Source organism: Dorea sp. AF24-7LB, assembly GCF_003478575.1.
Taxonomy (GTDB): domain Bacteria; phylum Bacillota; class Clostridia; order Lachnospirales; family Lachnospiraceae; genus Dorea_D; species Dorea_D hominis.
Genome location: NZ_QUFR01000002.1, coordinates 142,223 through 162,453 on the forward strand (window position 1 = coordinate 142,223; position 20,231 = coordinate 162,453).

Below are 20,231 nucleotides of genomic sequence, written 5' to 3' on the forward strand. Positions count from 1 at the left end.
TGCACCCGGCAAGGTGCAGCACACGGTCTTCTTTGTTTCTTTCATCTTATTATGAAACTTTCTCCGGCTCAGGATAAGTCTCTCCGAATGTCTCAACCGTTACACTCTTCATCTTCTGTTCTTCTAACGGTCTGTCACTGTAATCTGTATCGGTTGCAGCAATCTTATTTACCACATCCATACCTTCGATGATCTTACCAAATGCAGCATAAGCGCCGTCCAGATGTGGGGAGTTCTTGTGCATGATGAAAAACTGGGATCCTGCTGAATCCGGGTGCATGGCTCTTGCCATAGACAGTACACCTTCTGTGTGCGCAAGGCTGTTCGCATAACCATTCTGCATGAATTCGCCGCGGATCGTATATCCCGGACCACCCATTCCTGTTCCATCCGGACATCCGCCCTGGATCATGAATCCACTGATCACACGATGAAAGATCAGTCCGTTGTAGAATCCTTTATTAACGAGAGAAACGAAATTGTTTACTGTATTCGGTGCAATCTCAGGATACAGCTCCGCTTTCATAATATCTCCATTTTCCATTTCAATTGTAACTACTGGATTTGCCATTTTTTATATCCTCACTTTTTCCTGTAATTTTACATACTCGGCTATTATTGTAACTGAAAAACAGTTTTTCGTAAAGAGGGGACAGGGATTTTCTAAAAAGGGACAGGGGAATTTTAATTTGGGACGGGGATTTTCTAGAAAATCCCCGTCCCAAATTAAAAATTAAATCGTATACAACACTATCCCGCCTTTTTCCTCATAGCCGGTGGCCCACATTTTCCGGAGCGACAGCCAAATTTCCTCGCCATATGTCGCAATACGGATGAGCATATCTTCATCCTTCTCTTCATAACCGACAACCAGGAACCAGTGCCATGTGAAATCCTTAAATTCTTCGGTATTCTTATGTTTCAACATCAGATACGGAACCGGAAGTCCTGCATCGATCTGGCTCTTGATCCGCCGGTATGCCTCTGCATATTCTACATCACCGGATATTTCCTGCATGCGTATATTTAAAAATCCGGCTTCTTCTATATCCAGCTTCGCCTGCACAGCCGCTATATATTTGCTGAACCCATCCACATACCAGGATAATTTGCGGACACCGCCTACTCTTGGACGGATGTAAGGCTTCATCACCTGGCTGAACCGCTTGTAATCTTCTTTTGTCAGATTGTTGATATCGTAGGGATACAATGCACGCATTCCCATATATTTTGCAAAATAGATACAGCTGTCGCACGCCGTTGCCGCAGCACAGCCCCCCATATTCATAACTACATTACTGAACCAGTCCTGATTTCCGCCAAATGCCCCCTCAATAGCGAAATATTCCAGCTCTTTCTTCATTGTCTGTTCACCTTCTTGTTTTTATTTTCCTGCACTCTCATTCTACTTATACTCTTACTCTGTCTAAAGCGTTGCCACAAAATCGCTCTTAACCACTTTTCTGTCCAAAGCGTTGCCACAAAATCGCTTTTAACCACTTTTCTCAAATACTTTTATTCCGTCCGGAGTGCTGTCACCGGATCACTCTTTGCTGCTTTTCTGGACGGGATCAGTCCGCCAAGAAGTGTCAGAATGACACTCAGCACGATCAGCACAAGCGCCGGCACAGCCGGAAGGACTGCATTTATATTGGTATTATTTGTCAGTGTATGGATCACCATGTTTGCAGGAACAAGAATCAGAAGCGTCAGTCCGATTCCCATAAGCCCTGCACAGAGACCAATGATAAATGTCTCGGCATTAAACACCTGTGAAACATTTCCTTTGGATGCTCCGATCGCACGCAGGATTCCGATCTCCTTCTTACGTTCCAGTACACTGATATAAGTAATAACACCGATCATGATCGAAGATACGATCAACGAAATTGCCACAAATGCGATCAGTACATAACTGATGATATTAATAATATCTGTTACCGAATTCATCATTGTACCCACAATATCCGTATAGGTGATTACCTGTTCATCTTTTCCGGCTTTTTCCATCTTTTTATTATAATTATCCAGAATATCGACAACCTTTGCTTTTGCGTCAAAATTCTTCGGATACAGGGAAATCGTACTCGGCTTCGCAAAATCAGCATAACCAAGTTTCTGCAGATTTCCTTCGTAAGTTGCCTTTTCCTGACCACTCATTGACATAAACAGTTCCATCAGATCATCCTGGCTCATATTCATATTAAATGCTTTGGCAAATGCTGAAGGATCGATCTTCATGGCATCCTGAAGCTGCGTACCGATATTTGACATTGCCTGTGTCATTGCTGTCTGCATACCTTTTGTCATCTGACTGGTGATCTGCTTCATCGCAGAAGTCATCTGTTTCTGCAATGTTTTCGACAATGCTTTGCTGTATGTTCCCATCGCACCTTTCATATAAGTTCCCATAGATTTGGAAATCTGTTTTTCCAGTTTATCCATGTCGATCGCCTGCGTAAGTCCTGCTGCCAGGTATTTCTGACCATCCGGCGTGCTGATATAATCCAGAAAATACTGTCCCATCTTCGTCGGATCAGGCTTGTTATTTTTCTTCGCATACACCAGATATCCTGCTGACAACTGTGAAGACAGACTATCCATCTCTGCATCCGTAATCTGGATATCCATATCCGCAAATACTTTGTCCGCCCACGTATTCATGATACTCACTGCACCGTCTGTTTTCAGATATGCCTGCAAATATTCACTGAATTTATCAGGATCCGTCAGGTTGTTTGCCTTCTCATACTGCTGGAAGCCTTTCAGCACATCTGTGACAAGCTCCTGCATACGTTCGGTCGTAAGCGTTACTTTTCCCTGCTTTTTCAAAATAGCTTTCATATTCGTCTTAAGGATTGTCTGCGCACTGTCCGTCTTCAGATATGCCGCAAACGCACTGTCCAGACTCGAATAATCCGCTTCCGGATGTGTCTTCACATACTCGTTATAGCCAAGCATCAGACTTGCCGATAACTTCTCCATACCACCCGGTTTTACTGCGACCTGCAGATTCTTCACCATATCATCCAGCTGCAGATCCGGCATATCTTCAAGGTTCATTGCAATTTTGTCTAAATCGATCATTTTCGACAGATCCATAGACTTTCCGGCACTTTCAAATAATTTCTGCATATTTAGGGAATCCCCGGAAAATGCATTCTTCATACTGCCTGAAAATGCACTTGTATCCATACCGAAAGCATTTTTTAACGCATCCTGATCAACCGCAAACATAGAATTCATATCCACGCCTTTTTTCTTATCAGGTTTTCCGAACTTTTCTCCGGTGAAAATGTCTTTTTTCTTATTTTTCAACTGTTCTCTTACGATCTTACTGTTCTTTGCTTCCTGTACCGTATGCTGTACAAGCGAAGCCGGATAGTTAATTCCCGGTGTCAGTGATGCAGCTTTTCCGCCCTTTTTCGGCTGTACAACACCGACAATCTTTATATCTTCCGCATTTTTCATCAGTTTCTTCAGGTAACTCTGATTACCGGACTTATCCTTCCAGACCTTATATTTGCTGTCATACTGATAATAATCCGAAGCGTTTACCAGCTTGAACTTCGCATTCATAATATCACGGTAAGTATATTTTCCAATATCTCCCGGCATCTTTATATTCTTCTCGTCGATAAAGTTCTGGACCATATCATCCAGCTCTTTGATATTACGAAGTCCCAGTGTATACAGAAGAAAATCACTCATACTTCCATCCGGTGTCAGCACAAGAACGCACTCGTTATAATCCTGCGGCCAGCGTCCTGCCTTAATGTTATACTGCCCCTTATACAAATCCGGGTTATCCGGCATCCGGTAAAATACATTGGTGCTCATCATACTGGACATCATACTGTTCGTTCCAACGGAGGAGCCAAGTCCCATTGCCGCAAATGACTGATCCGGATTCACTTTACGGATCTTCTTGCCAGTATCTCTGTAGATCTGTGGTGTTATATTATAGGAATATTCGATAGATTTCGTATATTTTCGAACATCCGACTGATCACTGTCCAGATACTTCTTCAAAGACTTGAGGTCATTGGAATTCATCTTGCTGAACATTTCCGTCACATTTTTGAAAATTTTCACCTGCTGATCTGCTTTGTTTTTTGTATTCGTTGTACTTTTTTTATCTTTTGCGCTGTCTGAATCACTGTCATTACCACTCATTCCGACGATCATTGAAGAAATGTCAAATCCGGTGCTCTGGATCTGCAGCGGATATTCAGAAAGCGTATCTTCTTCCACCGACTGGATATAATCATTCACTCCGGTCGAAAGTGCCAAAATGAGTGCAATTCCGATGATTCCGATGGAACCTGCAAATGCAGTCAGAAGTGTTCGCGCCTTCTTCGTCTTCAGGTTATTAAAGCTAAGTGCAAGCGCCGTTAAAAATGACATAGAAGATTTGCCCATGTTCTGATGAACCGGAACTTTCTCTTCATCCTGCTTCGGAATATATGGATCGGAATCCGAGCGGATCTTTCCATCTTTTAACTTCACAATCCTCGTTGCGTACTCCTGCGCCAGCTCCGGATTGTGCGTAACCATTACAACCAGGCGGTCTTTTGCCACTTCACGCAGAAGATCCATAACCTGTACGCTTGTCTCACTGTCCAGCGCACCGGTCGGCTCATCTGCCAGTAAAATATCCGGATCATTGACAAGCGCTCTCGCGATCGCGACACGCTGCATCTGTCCCCCGGACATCTGGTTCGGCTTCTTATGTAACTGTTCTCCGAGTCCTACCTGCTCCAGCGCTTCTATCGCACGTTTTCTCCGCTCTTCCTTGCCGATTCCTGAAATCGTCAGGGCAAGTTCCACATTTGACAGTACCGTCTGATGTGGAATCAGATTATAACTTTGAAACACAAATCCAATCGTATGGTTCCGATATGAATCCCAGTCTCTGTCCTTGTATTTTTTCGTCGATATTCCATTAATCACCAGATCACCACTGTCGTAGCGGTCCAGCCCGCCGATAATGTTCAGAAGCGTTGTCTTACCAGAACCGCTCGGTCCAAGAATTGCAACAAATTCATTATCCCTGAGATTCAGGCTCACATCATCCAGTGCTTTCTGGACGAGATTCGCTGTCCGGTATTCCTTGCATATATGTTGGATTTGTAACATGTAGTATTCTCCTTCTTTTCAGCCTTATCTTTTTATTATAGCGAAAAAATCTATAAAAAGCTCCTTTTTATAGAAAATTAAGAAATTATTAAAGCATCGCAGTTTCCTCGTCGCCATAAAAAAATCTGCTGCCTATTCCGGCAACAGATTTTTCATACTCTTTAAACTGATATATAAAGTTGAAGAATTATGTAAAAGTGCGGATGTTGTCGGCGGTATCACGCCCATCACGCCTAACAGGATCAGTCCTGTATTAATTCCGACAATACTTCTGTAATTGCCATGGATCCGGCTCATTAACCGGTCACTTAATTCTTTCAGTGTCACGATCTCATGTAAGCTGTCTGCTCCGACCGTCACGTCTGCGATCTCTCTTGCAATCTCAGCACCATCACTGATCGCAATGCCAACATCTGCCGCTGACAGTGCCGGCGAATCATTGATTCCATCGCCAATCATGATGACTTTTCTTCCGGCTTTCTTCTCAGCTTCGATAAAGTTCGCCTTATCTTCCGGCAGTACTTCTGAGAAATACCGGTCAACACCAACTCTTGCAGCAATCGCTTTCGCTGTCCGGTCACTGTCTCCTGTCATCATAACAACCTTGGATAGTCCGACTTCTTTCAGTCTTGCAACCACTTCTCTCGCTTCCTCACGGATCGGATCTTCGATACAGATAACGGCCGCAAGCTCCTGCTCGATCGCCATATACAAATGAGAATATTCATCCGGCAGTGTATCGAACTTCTCCTGCATCCCTTCCGGAATTTTGCAGTTCTCATCCTCAAATACGAAATGGTAACTTCCGATCACAACCTTCTTTTCCTCGATCTTGGAAGAGATTCCATGTGCAACAATATATTCTACTTTTGAATGTAATTCTTCGTGTACAAGATTCTGCTCTTTTGCAGCTTTCACAACTGCTTTTGCCATAGAATGTGGGAAATGTTCTTCCAGACATGCGGCAATACGCAGTAATTCTTTTGGCTCTCTGCCATCAAAAGAAACAACCTCAGCAACTGTCGGCTGTGCTTTTGTCAGCGTTCCTGTCTTGTCAAATACGATCGTCTCAGCTTCTGCCATGGCTTCCAGATATTTTCCACCCTTGACCGTAATGCTGTGTTCACTCGCTTCACGGATTGCAGACAATACGGAAATCGGCATTGCAAGTTTCAATGCACATGAGAAGTCAACCATCAGAACAGCCAATGCTTTCGTCACATTTCTTGTGAGGAAATAGGTCGCAAATGTTCCCGCAAATGTATACGGCACAAGACGATCTGCAAGATGCTCTGCCTTGCTCTCCAGAGAAGATTTAAGTTTCTCAGATTCTTCGATCATTGTCACAATCTTCTCAAACTTGCTGGAACCATTCGTCTCTTTGACACGGACAGTCAGTTCGCCTTCTTCTACCACTGTACCGGCATAAACATAACGGTCTTCACATTTTCTCACCGGAACAGATTCACCTGTCAGGGATGCCTGATTGACCATCGCCTCTCCGGCTGTCACAACACCATCAAACGGAATTACATTGCCGACATGCACACGAACTTCGTCCATCGGCTGGATCTTCGTTGCATTGACAAGAACTTCTTTTCCATCTGTTACCAGCCATACTTTACTGATATTCAGTGACATGCTTCTTGCCAGATCATCTACCGATTTCTTATGCGTCCACTCTTCCAGTACTTCACCAATACCGAGCAGGAACATGACAGAACTTGCTGTATTTATATCTCCACGTAACATGGAAATTGCAATTGCTGTTCCATCGAGAACCGGCACTTCAATCTTACCTTTTGCAAGTGTACGAACACCCTGCCAGATATATTTTACTGATTTCACAGTTGCAATCGCTGTACGGATTGGCAGCGGCATGAATAATTTATTGCCGAAATGCAGGATAACTTTGTTGACCAGCTTATCCCAGTACTCCTGATTTAACTCTCTGCCTGATTTTTCCAGATAGCTCTCAGGAACCGTCACTCTGTCATATCCAAATGCACGCAGGTCATCGATCACTTGTGCTCTCGCACTTTCTTCATATTGAATCACCACACCCTGTGTTCGCACCTGAATCTTCACTGCATGGATATACTCTCTGCCTTCCAGATAATATTGCAGCATGTCTGCCTGTGAAAATGACATTCTCGTCTGGCACATCTGCACACGGATTCTGCCTTTAATATCATGCTTGATTAAAAACTTCATGATCTTACGCTTCTTCCTCTTTAACTTCTTCTGTCTCTTCTGCTGTTTCTTCAGCTACCTCTTCTGCATCTGCTACAGCTTCTGCCTTTGCAGCTCTGTCTTCGTTTACCTGCTGAGCCTCAGCATAAATATCCTCTGCGTTCTCCTGTACTTTTGCTGCTGTCTTCATTACACATTCTTTTGCACGAAGCACTGCTGCTGTACATCCTGTGTATACTTTTTTTGCATCATCACTTGCAAGTACTTTAATTCCTGCTGTGCCAAACAAAACACCTGCTGCAAAAAGTCCACTTTTTTTCATATTAGATTTTGATAAAAATTTTAAACAATCCATCTTGTATCTTCCTCCTTGTTTTCTCTTATTTTTTTCTCCCCATTTCTTTGGGTTCACACAAGTATAATCCCTCATTTTCATAAAATCCACAGAAAAGTTCTTTATTGATATTTTTTCTCCATAATAAGTTAGGACGGGCTTTCGTTAAAAAGCTCCGTCCTGCTTGTATTATTTATGCCAATGCTGCTCCGAGGTCTTCGCAAGATTTTACTTCCGCGTCTCCAGGCCCCTCATTGCTCATTACGCTATCACACGCAAGCTCTGCTCCTGCAGCTTTGCAGTCTTCTTCCCAGTTGCGCATCCATTCGCCATCTCCCCAGCCATATGAACCGAAAAGTGCGATTTTCTTTCCGTCAAGTGCGCCCTTGCAAGCTTCGAACATAGGCTCAAATTCGCTTTCTTCCAACACTTCTGCTCCCATTGCAGGGCATCCAAATGCGATTGCATCATATTCCGCTACCTTTGCTGCTGAGAAATCACTGCATCCTAAAAGCTCTGCCTCTGCTCCTGCTTTCTTTGCTCCATCTGCAACTGCATTTGCCATTGCCTCTGTATTGCCTGTTCCACTCCAATATACGACTGCTACTTTGCTCATATCCATTCTCCTTATCTTTTCTTATGTTTCACCTAACTTATTTGCTTTTTTTCAATCTTTAGTTAGTTCTCACTAATCGTTTCTATTAGTTAGTATAGACTAACTTCGTAGGGAAGTCAATTCCTTCCTCGTTTGTTCCAGATGTATTTTTATCAATAAAACGTTGGATCATTGCTCATCCTGCCGGAGGCTTTTTACATAATGAGGAAATGTTCTTTCTTAATTATTAAAAAGACCATGCCTGCGCACAAATATGCAAGTCATGATCTTTTTATTATAAATATATGTTGGGGACAAACTCCCTATGAATTATTCCGTACTTCGTGCACCCACAATATCTCTACCAATCACTCTGTGAGGCGAATTTTCCACCAATATCAAATCCATGATCCATCGGTCCGCTGCCGGCTCCCAGATCCAGCATTGCCGCAAGTGCTCCGGAAATATATTCTTTTGCACGCTCCACAGCTTCTTCAAGTCCATATCCTTTTGCCAGATTCGATGCAATCGCACTGGATAATGTACATCCTGTTCCGTGCGTGTTCGGATTATCAATTCTACGCCCATAAAACCAACGGCTCTTTCCTTCTGCATACAACAGATCATTGGCATCATTTAACTGATGACCGCCTTTTAACAACACAGCGCAGTGATATTCTTCGCTGATTGCCTGCGCTGCGCGCTCCATGTCTTCTGCTGAATGAATAGATGCACCAAACAGGACTTCTGCTTCAGGAATATTCGGTGTCAGCACACTTGCCAGCGGAAATAGTTCCGTCTTCAGTATCTGGATTGCTTCTTCGCTGATCAGTCTGGAACCGCTTGTGGACACCATCACCGGATCAACGACAATCCGTTCTGCTTTGTATTCTTTAAGTTTGAAAGCGATCATTTTTACAAGTTCAGCGGAAGCGACCATACCAATTTTAACCGCATCCGGGTAAATATCTGTAAATACCGCATCCAACTGCTGTCCTAAAAATTCCGGTGTCACTTCAAAAATTCCGGATACTCCTGTCGTATTCTGTGCTGTCAGCGCCGTGATCGCGCTCATGGCATAAACGCCATTTGCCTGCATCGTCTTGATATCTGCCTGAATCCCCGCACCGCCGCTGGAATCACTTCCCGCAATTGTGAGGGTTGTTTTTCTTTTCTTCGTATTCATCTACTTATCCTTTTCCAATCTATTCTAATTATTTTTCTTATCCATCGCATTTATCCTGAACCTCTTCCCACAGACAGGAACGCAGTTAAAATTGCAGCTCTCCCACAGACAGGAGCGCAGTTAGAATTGCAGTTTCCCCGTAGCCTCCACAAGGTCACCCGCATAAAGATCCGCCAGTTCTTTTAACTCATCCTGTCCTTCTTCGCTGAAGCGGTCATACAGTCCGACTACCGGGAAGCCTGCCTGTTTTGCGGTTGTTGCCGCATGTAATGCGTCCTCAAATACCAATGTATGCTCCGGTGTGCTTCCAAGCTTATCAGCACATTGAAAATAAATATCCGGTTTGTCTTTTCCTGCTCCGGCATCCGTGCAAGTCCATATCTCCTTAAAGTATCCGGCAATCTCCAGTCGTTCAAACGCCGCTTCGATCTGCTCTTTATCGCTGGAAGTCGCCACGATCATTGGTACCTTTGCCTCTTTCATCTTCTCAAGGAGCTTACGTACACCCTTTTTCAGCGGTGCCTCTTCTTTATAAAAGATCTCTACCTGTTTTAATACCGCTTCTCTTAATTCTGCTTCTGACTCTTCCAGATGGTATTCCCGCTTCACATAAGCCACGCCATCATCCAGGCTCATCGGAAATAATATCTTCCCAAGATCCGGCGCCGGTTCAATCCCGGCACTACGCAGATATCTGGCTCCGGCATCCTCCCAGATCGCCATCGAATCCAGCAAAGTACCGTCCACATCGAAGATCACACCGTCTATTTCTCTGTTTTTTAATTTCATTTCCTATTAAACCTTCTTATATCGAACTTCTTTATGCATAACTTCTCTTAATTTCTCAACATATTCTGAGTGCGTTCGCGCAGTTCTTTTGTTGCAGCTTCAATATCTTTCTGTCCGAAAATCGCACTGATCACTGCGATTCCACAAATACCGCTACCGGCAAGGTCTTTTACATTGTCTTTTGTAATTCCACCAATGGCAATAACCGGAATATCCACTGCTTCACAGATTGCTTTCAGCACATTATGATCCACTTCTACCGCATCTGCCTTGGAACCTGTCGGAAATACCGCACCAACGCCAAGGTAATCTGCGCCATGTTCCTGCGCACGGAGTGCCTGCTCAACCGTCTGTGCAGAAACACCGATGATCTTATCCGCTCCAAGTTTTGCACGCACATCTCCGGCTTCCATATCACTCTGTCCGACATGCACACCGTCTGCCTCAATTTCTGCCGCAATCTCTACATTATCATTGATCACAAACGGCACTTTATATTCTCTGCAAAGTTTCTGGATTTCCTTCGCCTCTTCTAAGAAATGCGCTGTATCCAGTTCTTTTTCACGCAGCTGGATAAATGTAGCTCCACCTTTCAGCGCTTTCTCCACCTGTTCATATAATGTTTCTTCTCCAAGCCAGTGACGGTCTGTCACCGCATATAAAAGTAAATCTTTCTTATCGCAGTTCATATTTTGCACCTTCTTCCAGTGTTTTTGCGTCCATATTGTAAATCGCATCGATAATACGGTTTCTGTATGTAGAATTGCCGTCTCCGTCCTGCATCCGTGAAAATCCGATCTCACCGGCAAGTCCCATCACACATACTGCTGCCGCTGCCGCCTCCAGCGTATGCTCCGGATTTGCGGTAATATATGCAGTCATCATTCCGGACAACTGGCAGCCAGTTCCTGTAATCTTACCCATTTCCGGGCGTCCATTACGAATCACATAGCAGGATTTTCCATCACTCACCAGATCAATCGCCCCTGTAATCGCAACAACACAGTTTGCTTTCTCTGCAAATGCCTTTGCAAATGCGACTGCTTCATCCAGATTCTCTTCTGTCACTGCATCTGCAACATCAGCATCTACGCCTTTTGTTGTACCACTGCCGGATGCCAGGGTTTTGATCTCGGAAATATTTCCACGGATCACGGAAAACGGAATTTCTTCCATCAGAGAAACGGCTGTGTTCGTGCGCAGTGCACTTGCTCCCGCTCCTACCGGATCCAGCAGAATTGCATGTCCAAGTTCTGCCGCTTTCTTTCCAGCCAGCTTCATGCCTTCGATACTTCTTATATTTAATGTGCCGATATTGATATTCAATCCTCCACAGATGGAAGTAATATCTTCCACATCCTGCGGCTCGTCAGACATGATCGGACTTCCGCCACATGCCAGCAATACATTTGCCACATCATTTACGGTTACATAATTTGTGATATTGTGAACCAGAGGGGTTGTCTCTCTGACTTTATTTAACATTTCTCCAAGCATAATTCTCCTCCTAATGTTTGAATATACTATTCTATACTTTCGTATACTATCTAGTACAGTTCTCTGTAAACTGCCTCCATCTGCTCAATGGTAGGCTTCACATAGCTCTGATTTAAAAGTCTCTGCTGACTTGCGTCTACACTTACGGCAAATGAATGGATTTCTTCTTCCTTCATGCCATATTCTCTTAATTTTTTACGACTGATAATCTGGTCTAACAATTCCTGCAGTTTTTCATAGACAACCGCTTCATCACATTCCATCATTTTTGCGAGAAATGCATTCAGACGAATGATTTTGCCGGTCGGATTCATTTTCTGATAAGCAGCAAATACGGCAGTCAGGAACTGATAATTTGCCTCTCCGTGTGCGACATGATACATTCCGCTCAGCGGATAGGACATGGCATGCACCATTCCGGTTCCGGCATTGCCAAATGCAACACCTGCCAGATTACTTGCCACAAGAAAATCTTCCAGCAGCTCCATCCGGTATTCTTTTCCATGAGCGATAATCTCACGGAATCCATGCACGATCATCTCCATTGCTTTCTCGCTGAACATCTCCGTGTAGAGGTTCGCTTTTGGTGATACAAAAGATTCAATCGCATGGATAAATGCATCGATCGCGCTGGTTGCGAAGAACTCATATGGAAGCTCACGCAAAAGTTCCGGGATCAGCACTGCCTCATCTGCATAAATCTCGTCTACGGCGAGTCCTAATTTGCTGTGGATCGAAGTAATCTCTGTAATGGAGACATTGGACACTTCCGATCCTGCGCCACAGGTTGTCGGCACTGCAAGAAGTGTGCGCACTTTGCGAAGCGGTACTTCTTTCCGATAATAGCTCTCTGCTTTCGCTTCCCCGTCCAGTACAAGAATCTTCGCCATATCAATGACAGCTCCACCGCCGATAGCAATGATTCTCTTATAATCTCCCTGACGGAAATCCTCAAGCAGTGCATCGATCATTACATCTGTCGGCTCACCGCTGCCATATTTGCTCTTGTATTCTACATGTGCTTTCAGATTCAGCGGTGCAAAACAGGTCTCGTAAATCCGTTTTGTCGCGAGAATGAAATCATCCGCTCCGATGTTGTATGCTTCCACAAAGCTTTTCACATCATCATATTTCTCGATCACTGATTTCTGCTGAAATAATTTCATGACTGTTGGCCTCCTGTTGTTTTTCTTCTTTTTAGGCTTATTCTTAGCCTTCCTCCGTAAGCTCCAACTTGCACAAAAAAATCCTCCTGTATCTTCGACTGAAGACGAAGGAGGGTTCTGTAATATCTAATACATCCCTACGATGGCATTATCCATATCAGGTTCCGGGTCGAAGTTTCTAAACTTCCTCTCAGCCTATACATAAGCTCCCCTTGTCATCACTCTTTTACTCGTTAATTCATCTACTGTAACTATACTGGATAGTTACAGTCTTAACACAGTTAATGATACTCGCCCCACCAACAGATGTCAAGAAATTGCAATTATAAATCATGCAAGTATGACGCATTTTTCCCATCACCATAAGCTACAGAACTTGCCACCGGCAACTTTCTCCGGATGCCATAGCAAAAAAAAATCTCAAAGCAATAAGCTTTGAGATTCATCTTAATCGGAGTGACAGGATTTGAACCTGCGACCTCTACGTCCCGAACGTAGCGCTCTACCAAGCTGAGCCACACTCCGGCATGTCAACCGAATGTTTCAAACATTCAAAACACTCGGCGCCCCTGCCAAGGAACTACGGATAGAGGACTCGAACCTCTACTAACAGAGTCAGAGTCTGCTGTGCTGCCATTACACCAATCCGCATTACGTAGTTCTCTGTTGCGTTCGTTTTTTATCTTTTGTATTTCATCAGCGAACAAATATTATTATATCAGCAAATCCAAAAATTGCAACCCCTTTTTTTAATTTTTTTCAACTTTTTTGTATTTTCTTGTCGAGCGTCTTTGAAAATGCCCATTTTACGCGGGTTTGCGATGGTTTGCAAATTTACAATTTTTTCGTTTCTATATTATTATACCGTTGATGTAATTGCATTTTCTCATAAAAGCACTCCAACATTACAATAACTTCATAAAATCAAGAAAGACTGTTATAGCATGCGCGCATGCTATAACAGTCTTTCTTATTTCTGATAATTCTTACTTCAAGTCCTCAAACAGTTTCTCAGCGTATACGCCGTCTTCGATCAGTTTGGCAAAAGACTTTACAACATAGTCTTTGTCTTCTTTGTATGTTACACCAAACCATTTGTCATGAGAGTCAAGCACTTTTACAGATACTTTGTCAGCCTGTAATAGTTCATCAATATAAATCGGCAAAAGATATTCTGCTTTCAAGATGTCTTTGTCTCCCATTGTCTCAAAAAACTCTTTGAATCCAGCTTCCAGTATGTCGACAAATTCCGGTGTCAGTCCCCACATATTCATAGATACATAAGATTCCGGATTGATGGCTCTTAGTCCGTCTTCTGTATCGACTGCTGCACCGTCTGCCGTCTTCACAATGTTATGTGTCTCATGAACTGCTGTCAGATAGCCTTTCTCATTCAGTTCACACACACCTCTGGTAACAGATCCATTCTCACTTAATGTGTTCTTCAGGATAAAACCTGCCATGCAGAATGCATTCGCCTTCTCCGGTGTGTAATCTACGAGGAAATCATGAAGCTTAGTAAATGCTTCCTTTCCATAGTAATCATCTGCGTTGATAACTGCAAATGGCTCTTTTAAAACATCTTTGCACGCAAGAACTGCCTGTCCGGTTCCCCACGGTTTCGTACGTCCGGTCGGAAGTTCGATTCCTTCCGGAAGTGCATCCAGCTCCTGGTATGCATATGCAATCTCTACATCCAGATCCGCACAGATTTTCTCAATACGATCTCCGATTGCTTCCTTAAATGCTTCCTTAATGTCCTTACGGATAATAAAGACAATCTTATTAAATCCTGCTTCGATTGCATCATGAATGGAATAATCCATGATGATCTCCCCATGCAGTCCGACCGGTGCCAGCTGTTTGATTCCGCCGCCAAAACGGGATCCGATTCCGGCAGCCATAATAACTAATGTCGTTTTCATTTGTACCTCTCCTTGTTCCAGCATCTCTCAAGCCCGCCATCGGTAGTTTCCTTCAGATGCTATATTGCTCAATATTGCGATAATATTATAGCATTTTCATCACAATATTGAGCACCCTTTTTTATTAATATTCTTTTAATATTTTCTAAACGACCGCCTTTTGCAGGAAGATTACTCTACTGTAACACTCTTCGCAAGGTTTCTCGGCTTGTCTACATCCAGACCTCTTGCAACGCTGACATAATAACCAAGGAGCTGTAACGGGATGACTGCCAGTGATGTTGCAAATAACGGATCTGTCTTTGGAATATATACCGTAAAGTCTGCTGTATCTTCAATATTATACTGTCCAAAGTTTGTAAGTCCCATAAGGTAAGCGCCACGACTCTTGCACTCAACCATGTTAGAAACTGTCTTCTCATAGAGATCCGGCTGTGTCAGAACACCGACAACAAGAATGCCGTCTTCGATCAGAGAAATCGTTCCATGCTTCAATTCACCTGCAGCGTATGCCTCAGAATGAATATAACTGATCTCCTTCATCTTCAGACTTCCTTCCAGGCAGATTGCATAGTCAATACCACGACCTACAAAAAATACGTCTCTTGCATTTGCCTGTTTGGATGCAAACCACTGGATTCTCTCTTTGTCTTCAATAATCTTCTCAATCTTCTCCGGCAAGGTTTGCATTTCCTTGATCAGACCGCTATAACGCGCTTCGTCAATCTCGCCTCTTACTTTGGCAAACTGGATTGCCAGTGCATAACCTGCAATTAACTGTGTGCTGTATGCTTTTGTTGTTGCAACGGAAATCTCCGGTCCAGCCAGTGTGTAGAATACATTATCTGCTTCTCTTGCAATGGAAGAACCTACTACATTTACAATTGCAAGTGTGCGCACGCCTCTTGCTTTGGACTCACGAAGTGCAGCCAGCGTATCTGCTGTCTCACCGGACTGGCTGATCAGTACAACCAGGTCCTTCTCATCCAGTAACGGATTACGATAACGGAATTCGGATGCCAACTCTACACGCACCGGAATTCTTGCAAGATCTTCCATTACATACTGTGTTGCAACTCCAACATGATATGCAGAACCACATGCTACAATGTGAATCTGACGAATATCTTTGATCTCTTCTTCTGACAGACCAACCTCTGACAAATCAATCTTGCCATCTGTCGTAAGAACAGAGTTAATGGTATCTTCTACAACTTTTGGCTGTTCATGAATCTCTTTGATCATGAAATGTTCATAACCGCCTTTTTCAGCGGCTTCTGCGTCCCAGTTAATTTCCTTTGGTTCAATCTCAATCTCTTCTCCGTCCAGATTGTAGAAAGTGATCTCCCCTTTCTTTACACGCGCCATCTCCAGGTTGCCAATATAATATACATTTCTTGTATATTTCAAAATAGCCGGTACATCAGATCCGATATATGATGCTCCGTCAGCAACTCCGAGAACCATCGGACTGTCCTTTCTGGCCACATAAATCTCTTCCGGATAATCTTTAAACAAAACTGCCAGCGCATAAGAACCTCGGATGCGAACGATTGCGTGATTCATCGCATCAACCGGTGTTCCTTCATATTTCTTATAGTAGTAATCGATCAGTTTTACCGCTACTTCTGTATCTGTATTGGAATAGAATGTATATCCTTTTCTTAACAGTTTTTCCTTTAATTCCTGATAATTTTCAATGATACCGTTGTGAACAGCAACTACATTGCCATCATCACTCTTATGCGGATGTGCATTGTTCTCAGACGGCTCCCCATGTGTTGCCCATCTTGTATGGCCGATTCCACATGTTCCCGGGACAGCGGCACCATTATCTGTCTTCTCAGCCAGAATCTTCAGACGTCCTTTTGCCTTAACAATCTCAACATCGCCATTTGCACCACGGACAGCAATTCCGGCCGAATCATAACCACGGTATTCCAGCTTGGACAGTCCATCCAACAAAATCGGTGCTGCCTGATTATTTCCTACATATCCTACAATTCCACACATATTTCTTAATACTCCTATCTTTCCTGTCAAATCATACGACCTTATCATCTATCTACATTTTCTGATCCTGAGAGCCAGACTATCTTGTCTTCTCTTTTTCATTAATCACATTCACTACATCATCCACATATTTCTGGCAGATGTCATGTGTCTCAGCCTCTACCATTACACGTATCAGTGGCTCTGTACCAGATTCACGGACAAGGATTCTTCCTGTATCACCCAGCTCGTCTGCAACTTTCTGCACTGCTGCCTGCACATCCGGATCTGCCTGTGCAACAGCTTTATCCTGTACACGTACATTCACAAGCACCTGTGGATAAATGTGTAAATCTTCTGTCAGCTGACTCATTGTCTTCTTTCTTGCCATCATAACTTCCATCATTTTCAGACTGGTTAAAATACCATCACCTGTTGATGCATATTTTGAGAAAATAATGTGACCGGACTGCTCTCCACCAATTCGGCAGCCATTCTTCTGCATATATTCATATACATATTTATCTCCGACAGCAGTCTTCGCATAATCGATACCCTGCTCATCAAATGCTTTGTAAAGTCCGAAGTTAGACATAACTGTTGTAACAACTGTATTTGTCACCAGTTTTCCGCGCTCTTTCATATATCTTCCATATACGTAAAGAATCGCATCTCCGTCTACAACCTGCCCTTTTTCATCCACACAGAGACAGCGGTCAGCATCTCCGTCATAAGCGAATCCAACATCCATGCCTTCTTCTACCACGTACTTCTGCAGTCCTTCAATGTGTGTAGACCCTGCATTGTTATTGATATTTGTTCCATTCGGATCCGCATTGATCACGTAAGTCTTTGCTCCCAGTGCGTCAAATACAGATTTGGCAATATTCCATGAACTTCCATTCGCACAGTCTAATGCAACTTTGACACCCTTGAACGAATACATTCCAAGAGAAATCAGATATCCGACATAACGGTTCCTTCCTGATACATAATCTACGGTACGACCAATCTTCTCTTTGTGTGCATACGGAACTTCTGAATATTTCTCTCCAAATAATTCTACTTCTCCGTCCAGATATGCTTCGATCAGGCTGATTGTTCCTTCATCCATCTTCTCACCATTACCATTAATCAGCTTAATTCCATTGTCATAATATGGATTATGACTTGCGGAAATCATAATACCACAGTCAAACTCATCTACTCTTGCCACATAAGCTACAGACGGTGTTGTTGTAACATGAAGCAGGTATGCATCTGCACCGGATGCTACCAGTCCACCGACCAGTGTATATTCAAACATATAGCTGGAACGTCTTGTATCCTTACCAATTACAATTCTAGCCGGAGTGTCATCTCCATTCTGTCTTTTCAGTTCTCCATAATACCAGCCGAGGAAACGCCCAATCTTGTATGCGTGATCTGCTGTCAGGTTCCTATTAGCTTCCCCACGGAAACCATCAGTTCCAAAATACTTACCCATCGTTCTAAAATCCTTTCTACTTTGGTATATTATATTTGGCGTCCGGCAGATCCGGACTTGATTATTATCTCTTTTTATTAATTCCTTAGTTTTGCCTATAATCTTATCCATTATAGCGTAAATTGCCGGAATTTACTAGTCCCTATTGTTTTCTAAGTCATTATCCTCAGTTTTATTCCCCTTATCTTCCAGATTTACAATTCCTGAAATGTTCATAAGCCGTGACATCTTCGCCGCAGTTGCGATACTGTCACGTATTGTCTGTGGTATACGAAGACTTTTCGCAACTTCCGATACCACATCTTTTTGCATGCTCGCAGCTATAGCCGCCGGTCTGACTGCTGCCATTACTTCCTGCTGGCTACGCCGCATATCAGATAATACTTCCACTATCATCTGCGTACTTTTTGTAACCGGTGAAATTGCATTCAATCTGGCAACATTTTCCACAGCTGCCGGTACTGCTGATATTCCGCGCCGCTGATCCGTTTCTGATGTGCCACTTTGTTGCGCACCGGATGTACGCCAACAATTTTCTCTTTCCACTTTTTCTGACTGCCAAGCGATTCAAAATGCCGCTCCCACAGGCTTGTCGGGCGAAGTGCTTCCAGCAAGCGGCATAATTCTTCTTTTGAGAATTGTTCAAAATCTGTTATTTTACCAGTCTTCCCACTCGCATTTTCACCGCTGCCTGCGACAACCTCCTCATACACAACTTCTCTTTCTGCAAATAAATATTCTTCCACCGTGGATAAATTCATCTGCTCCAGAGTCTCACTGATCGGCAGATTGCCTCTTGCATTCTTCTTAAGATCTGCCATCATCTCTTCCGGCACGGTCTCTTCCTGCCATGCACTTCCATACGCCTTCGTCACGATCAGCGATACTAACGCCCGAAGCAATCGCTCAAACTCTGCATATTTAGGATAAAGCCGCTTACAATAGCTTTCCGAAATCCCATCATACACACGAATTGCCGTGTAATACTTCTGCTTCGGCGATTGATAAATGGTATCATCTAATGTCTGCAGTGCTATCACAGCTCTGTTCACTCTGGCTTTTGTACTTAATTCCAGAAAATATTGATCCGCACCACTCTTGCCGGAGATCTCATAAAACACTTCCACATCCTGCAAGCAAATGAAACCTGACGTTGGCAAGTTGCCTGACTTCATCTTGCTGTCCTCCACACCCAGCAGCTCAGCGATCTGCTCACACATAGATATCGAATCCTGCGTTTCTTTTTCTATAAAAATATAATTCATCTTCATTTCCGACATAGCAACCTCCTGCTACAATATAAGTAACAAAACCGCCTGTGTATCTTCAAAAACTCTGCGAAATACACAAGCGGAAAACTTTATCCCATATATTCTTTTACAAAATCTACCACTTCCAGGTTTTTGTTCCTAATGTTATCATCTTTTTCCATTTCTTCTATACTCATCCAATAATAATGCTTTCCATTTACAACAAAATCCTTTTCCATTTCCTGTTCTGAAAATCTATTAACCTGAAGCTCATATAAACGATGATTATAAATTCTATTTTCACGATGACTTATTGAATATTTTTCCTGCAACTTTGAAGTAATGTATCGACATTTTACTTCTTTCTGATTAAGCTTCAACTCTTTCACTACATTTGCAATAATCGCAGCTTCATCTCCACGTTCCTGCGTTTTATAATTCAAAAACAATTTGCAATCCCATATGATTTTTACTGCATATAAAATACCAATTGTACAAAAAAATACTTTTATTATTTCTCCAGATATTCCAAAAATCTTCTGATATTGCGCTGTCATTACTGACAATAAAAATGAAACACCTGCTATTACTGTATCAATAGTAACTTGATTCCCAATGTATTCTTTCTTTTGTTCAAGTAATAATTCTAATTCTTTCTTATCAATTACTAATCTCATTC

General features: G+C 43.0%; 17 protein-coding genes, 2 tRNA genes and 1 riboswitch. All 19 genes read right to left on the reverse strand.

Annotation, left to right across the window (positions count from 1 at the left end):
* Window positions 1-49 precede the first annotated feature (49 nt).
* The 19 genes from DWY31_RS03115 to DWY31_RS03205 all read right to left on the reverse strand — a co-directional run bounded on the left by DWY31_RS03115 (window position 50) and on the right by DWY31_RS03205 (window position 20,229).
* On the reverse strand, window positions 50-571 hold the full coding sequence (locus DWY31_RS03115; RefSeq protein WP_117536826.1) for a peptidylprolyl isomerase: 522 nt from the start codon (window positions 569-571) through the stop codon (window positions 50-52).
* A 162-nt stretch (window positions 572-733) separates the two neighbouring features.
* On the reverse strand, window positions 734-1,363 hold the full coding sequence (locus DWY31_RS03120; RefSeq protein ID WP_021860102.1) for a hypothetical protein: 630 nt from the start codon (window positions 1,361-1,363) through the stop codon (window positions 734-736).
* A gap of 152 nt (window positions 1,364-1,515) precedes the next feature.
* Window positions 1,516-5,139, reverse strand: coding sequence for an ABC transporter ATP-binding protein/permease (locus tag DWY31_RS03125; RefSeq protein ID WP_118519498.1), 3,624 nt, complete (start codon window positions 5,137-5,139; stop codon window positions 1,516-1,518).
* A gap of 132 nt (window positions 5,140-5,271) precedes the next feature.
* On the reverse strand, window positions 5,272-7,353 hold the full coding sequence (locus tag DWY31_RS03130) for a heavy metal translocating P-type ATPase (RefSeq protein WP_118519499.1): 2,082 nt from the start codon (window positions 7,351-7,353) through the stop codon (window positions 5,272-5,274).
* A gap of 4 nt (window positions 7,354-7,357) precedes the next feature.
* Complete coding sequence (locus DWY31_RS03135) at window positions 7,358-7,687, reverse strand: DUF6110 family protein (RefSeq protein WP_021860099.1); 330 nt, start codon at window positions 7,685-7,687, stop codon at window positions 7,358-7,360.
* A 172-nt stretch (window positions 7,688-7,859) separates the two neighbouring features.
* Window positions 7,860-8,282 carry a flavodoxin gene (locus tag DWY31_RS03140; protein ID WP_118519500.1) on the reverse strand — a complete coding sequence of 141 codons (423 nt, stop codon included), beginning with the start codon at window positions 8,280-8,282 and terminating at the stop codon, window positions 7,860-7,862.
* A gap of 340 nt (window positions 8,283-8,622) precedes the next feature.
* The gene (gene thiD, locus DWY31_RS03145; protein WP_118519501.1) at window positions 8,623-9,447 is read right to left on the reverse strand and encodes a bifunctional hydroxymethylpyrimidine kinase/phosphomethylpyrimidine kinase; all 825 of its coding nucleotides are present in this window, start codon (window positions 9,445-9,447) and stop codon (window positions 8,623-8,625) included.
* A 120-nt stretch (window positions 9,448-9,567) separates the two neighbouring features.
* Window positions 9,568-10,236 carry an HAD family hydrolase gene (locus tag DWY31_RS03150; protein ID WP_118519502.1) on the reverse strand — a complete coding sequence of 223 codons (669 nt, stop codon included), beginning with the start codon at window positions 10,234-10,236 and terminating at the stop codon, window positions 9,568-9,570.
* A gap of 47 nt (window positions 10,237-10,283) precedes the next feature.
* The gene (thiE, locus tag DWY31_RS03155; RefSeq protein ID WP_117536829.1) at window positions 10,284-10,925 is read right to left on the reverse strand and encodes a thiamine phosphate synthase; all 642 of its coding nucleotides are present in this window, start codon (window positions 10,923-10,925) and stop codon (window positions 10,284-10,286) included.
* Window positions 10,912-11,733 carry a hydroxyethylthiazole kinase gene (gene thiM / locus DWY31_RS03160; RefSeq protein WP_117536830.1) on the reverse strand — a complete coding sequence of 274 codons (822 nt, stop codon included), beginning with the start codon at window positions 11,731-11,733 and terminating at the stop codon, window positions 10,912-10,914. The genes thiE and thiM overlap by 14 nt, the downstream gene beginning before the upstream one ends.
* 50 nt (window positions 11,734-11,783) lie before the next feature.
* Complete coding sequence (locus tag DWY31_RS03165) at window positions 11,784-12,899, reverse strand: 4-hydroxybutyrate dehydrogenase (protein WP_118519503.1); 1,116 nt, start codon at window positions 12,897-12,899, stop codon at window positions 11,784-11,786.
* Between the two features lie 117 nt (window positions 12,900-13,016).
* Window positions 13,017-13,122: riboswitch (TPP riboswitch) on the reverse strand.
* A gap of 228 nt (window positions 13,123-13,350) precedes the next feature.
* A tRNA-Pro gene (locus DWY31_RS03170) sits at window positions 13,351-13,424 on the reverse strand.
* Between the two features lie 55 nt (window positions 13,425-13,479).
* A tRNA-Gln gene (locus DWY31_RS03175) sits at window positions 13,480-13,550 on the reverse strand.
* Window positions 13,551-13,885: 335 nt separating this feature from the next.
* Window positions 13,886-14,824, reverse strand: a complete 939-nt coding sequence (locus DWY31_RS03180; protein WP_118519504.1) for a nucleotidyltransferase family protein — start codon at window positions 14,822-14,824, stop codon at window positions 13,886-13,888.
* Between the two features lie 171 nt (window positions 14,825-14,995).
* Entirely contained in the window at window positions 14,996-16,837 is a 1,842-nt protein-coding gene (glmS, locus tag DWY31_RS03185; RefSeq protein WP_118519505.1) for a glutamine--fructose-6-phosphate transaminase (isomerizing), read from the reverse strand.
* Window positions 16,838-16,916: 79 nt separating this feature from the next.
* Entirely contained in the window at window positions 16,917-18,302 is a 1,386-nt protein-coding gene (gene glmM, locus DWY31_RS03190; RefSeq protein ID WP_021861174.1) for a phosphoglucosamine mutase, read from the reverse strand.
* 135 nt (window positions 18,303-18,437) lie between these two features.
* Entirely contained in the window at window positions 18,438-18,734 is a 297-nt protein-coding gene (locus DWY31_RS03195) for a hypothetical protein (protein ID WP_147364885.1), read from the reverse strand.
* Window positions 18,731-19,582 (reverse strand): hypothetical protein, encoded by an 852-nt coding sequence (locus tag DWY31_RS03200; protein ID WP_118519507.1) that lies wholly within the window; start codon window positions 19,580-19,582, stop codon window positions 18,731-18,733. The genes DWY31_RS03195 and DWY31_RS03200 overlap by 4 nt, the downstream gene beginning before the upstream one ends.
* A gap of 80 nt (window positions 19,583-19,662) precedes the next feature.
* Complete coding sequence (locus DWY31_RS03205; protein WP_118519508.1) at window positions 19,663-20,229, reverse strand: hypothetical protein; 567 nt, start codon at window positions 20,227-20,229, stop codon at window positions 19,663-19,665.
* Between the last annotated feature and the right edge of the window lie 2 nt (window positions 20,230-20,231).

Coding starts and splice junctions, on each gene's coding strand:
- DWY31_RS03115 (WP_117536826.1), bottom strand. CDS start 571: ATGGCAAATCCAGTAGTTACAATTGAAATGGAAAATGGAGATATTATG.
- DWY31_RS03120 (WP_021860102.1), bottom strand. CDS start 1,363: ATGAAGAAAGAGCTGGAATATTTCGCTATTGAGGGGGCATTTGGCGGA.
- DWY31_RS03125 (WP_118519498.1), bottom strand. CDS start 5,139: ATGTTACAAATCCAACATATATGCAAGGAATACCGGACAGCGAATCTC.
- DWY31_RS03130 (WP_118519499.1), bottom strand. CDS start 7,353: ATGAAGTTTTTAATCAAGCATGATATTAAAGGCAGAATCCGTGTGCAG.
- DWY31_RS03135 (WP_021860099.1), bottom strand. CDS start 7,687: ATGGATTGTTTAAAATTTTTATCAAAATCTAATATGAAAAAAAGTGGA.
- DWY31_RS03140 (WP_118519500.1), bottom strand. CDS start 8,282: ATGAGCAAAGTAGCAGTCGTATATTGGAGTGGAACAGGCAATACAGAG.
- thiD (WP_118519501.1), bottom strand. CDS start 9,447: ATGAATACGAAGAAAAGAAAAACAACCCTCACAATTGCGGGAAGTGAT.
- DWY31_RS03150 (WP_118519502.1), bottom strand. CDS start 10,236: ATGAAATTAAAAAACAGAGAAATAGACGGTGTGATCTTCGATGTGGAC.
- thiE (WP_117536829.1), bottom strand. CDS start 10,925: ATGAACTGCGATAAGAAAGATTTACTTTTATATGCGGTGACAGACCGT.
- thiM (WP_117536830.1), bottom strand. CDS start 11,733: ATGCTTGGAGAAATGTTAAATAAAGTCAGAGAGACAACCCCTCTGGTT.
- DWY31_RS03165 (WP_118519503.1), bottom strand. CDS start 12,899: ATGAAATTATTTCAGCAGAAATCAGTGATCGAGAAATATGATGATGTG.
- DWY31_RS03180 (WP_118519504.1), bottom strand. CDS start 14,824: ATGAAAACGACATTAGTTATTATGGCTGCCGGAATCGGATCCCGTTTT.
- glmS (WP_118519505.1), bottom strand. CDS start 16,837: ATGTGTGGAATTGTAGGATATGTAGGAAATAATCAGGCAGCACCGATT.
- glmM (WP_021861174.1), bottom strand. CDS start 18,302: ATGGGTAAGTATTTTGGAACTGATGGTTTCCGTGGGGAAGCTAATAGG.
- DWY31_RS03200 (WP_118519507.1), bottom strand. CDS start 19,582: ATGTCGGAAATGAAGATGAATTATATTTTTATAGAAAAAGAAACGCAG.
- DWY31_RS03205 (WP_118519508.1), bottom strand. CDS start 20,229: ATGAGATTAGTAATTGATAAGAAAGAATTAGAATTATTACTTGAACAA.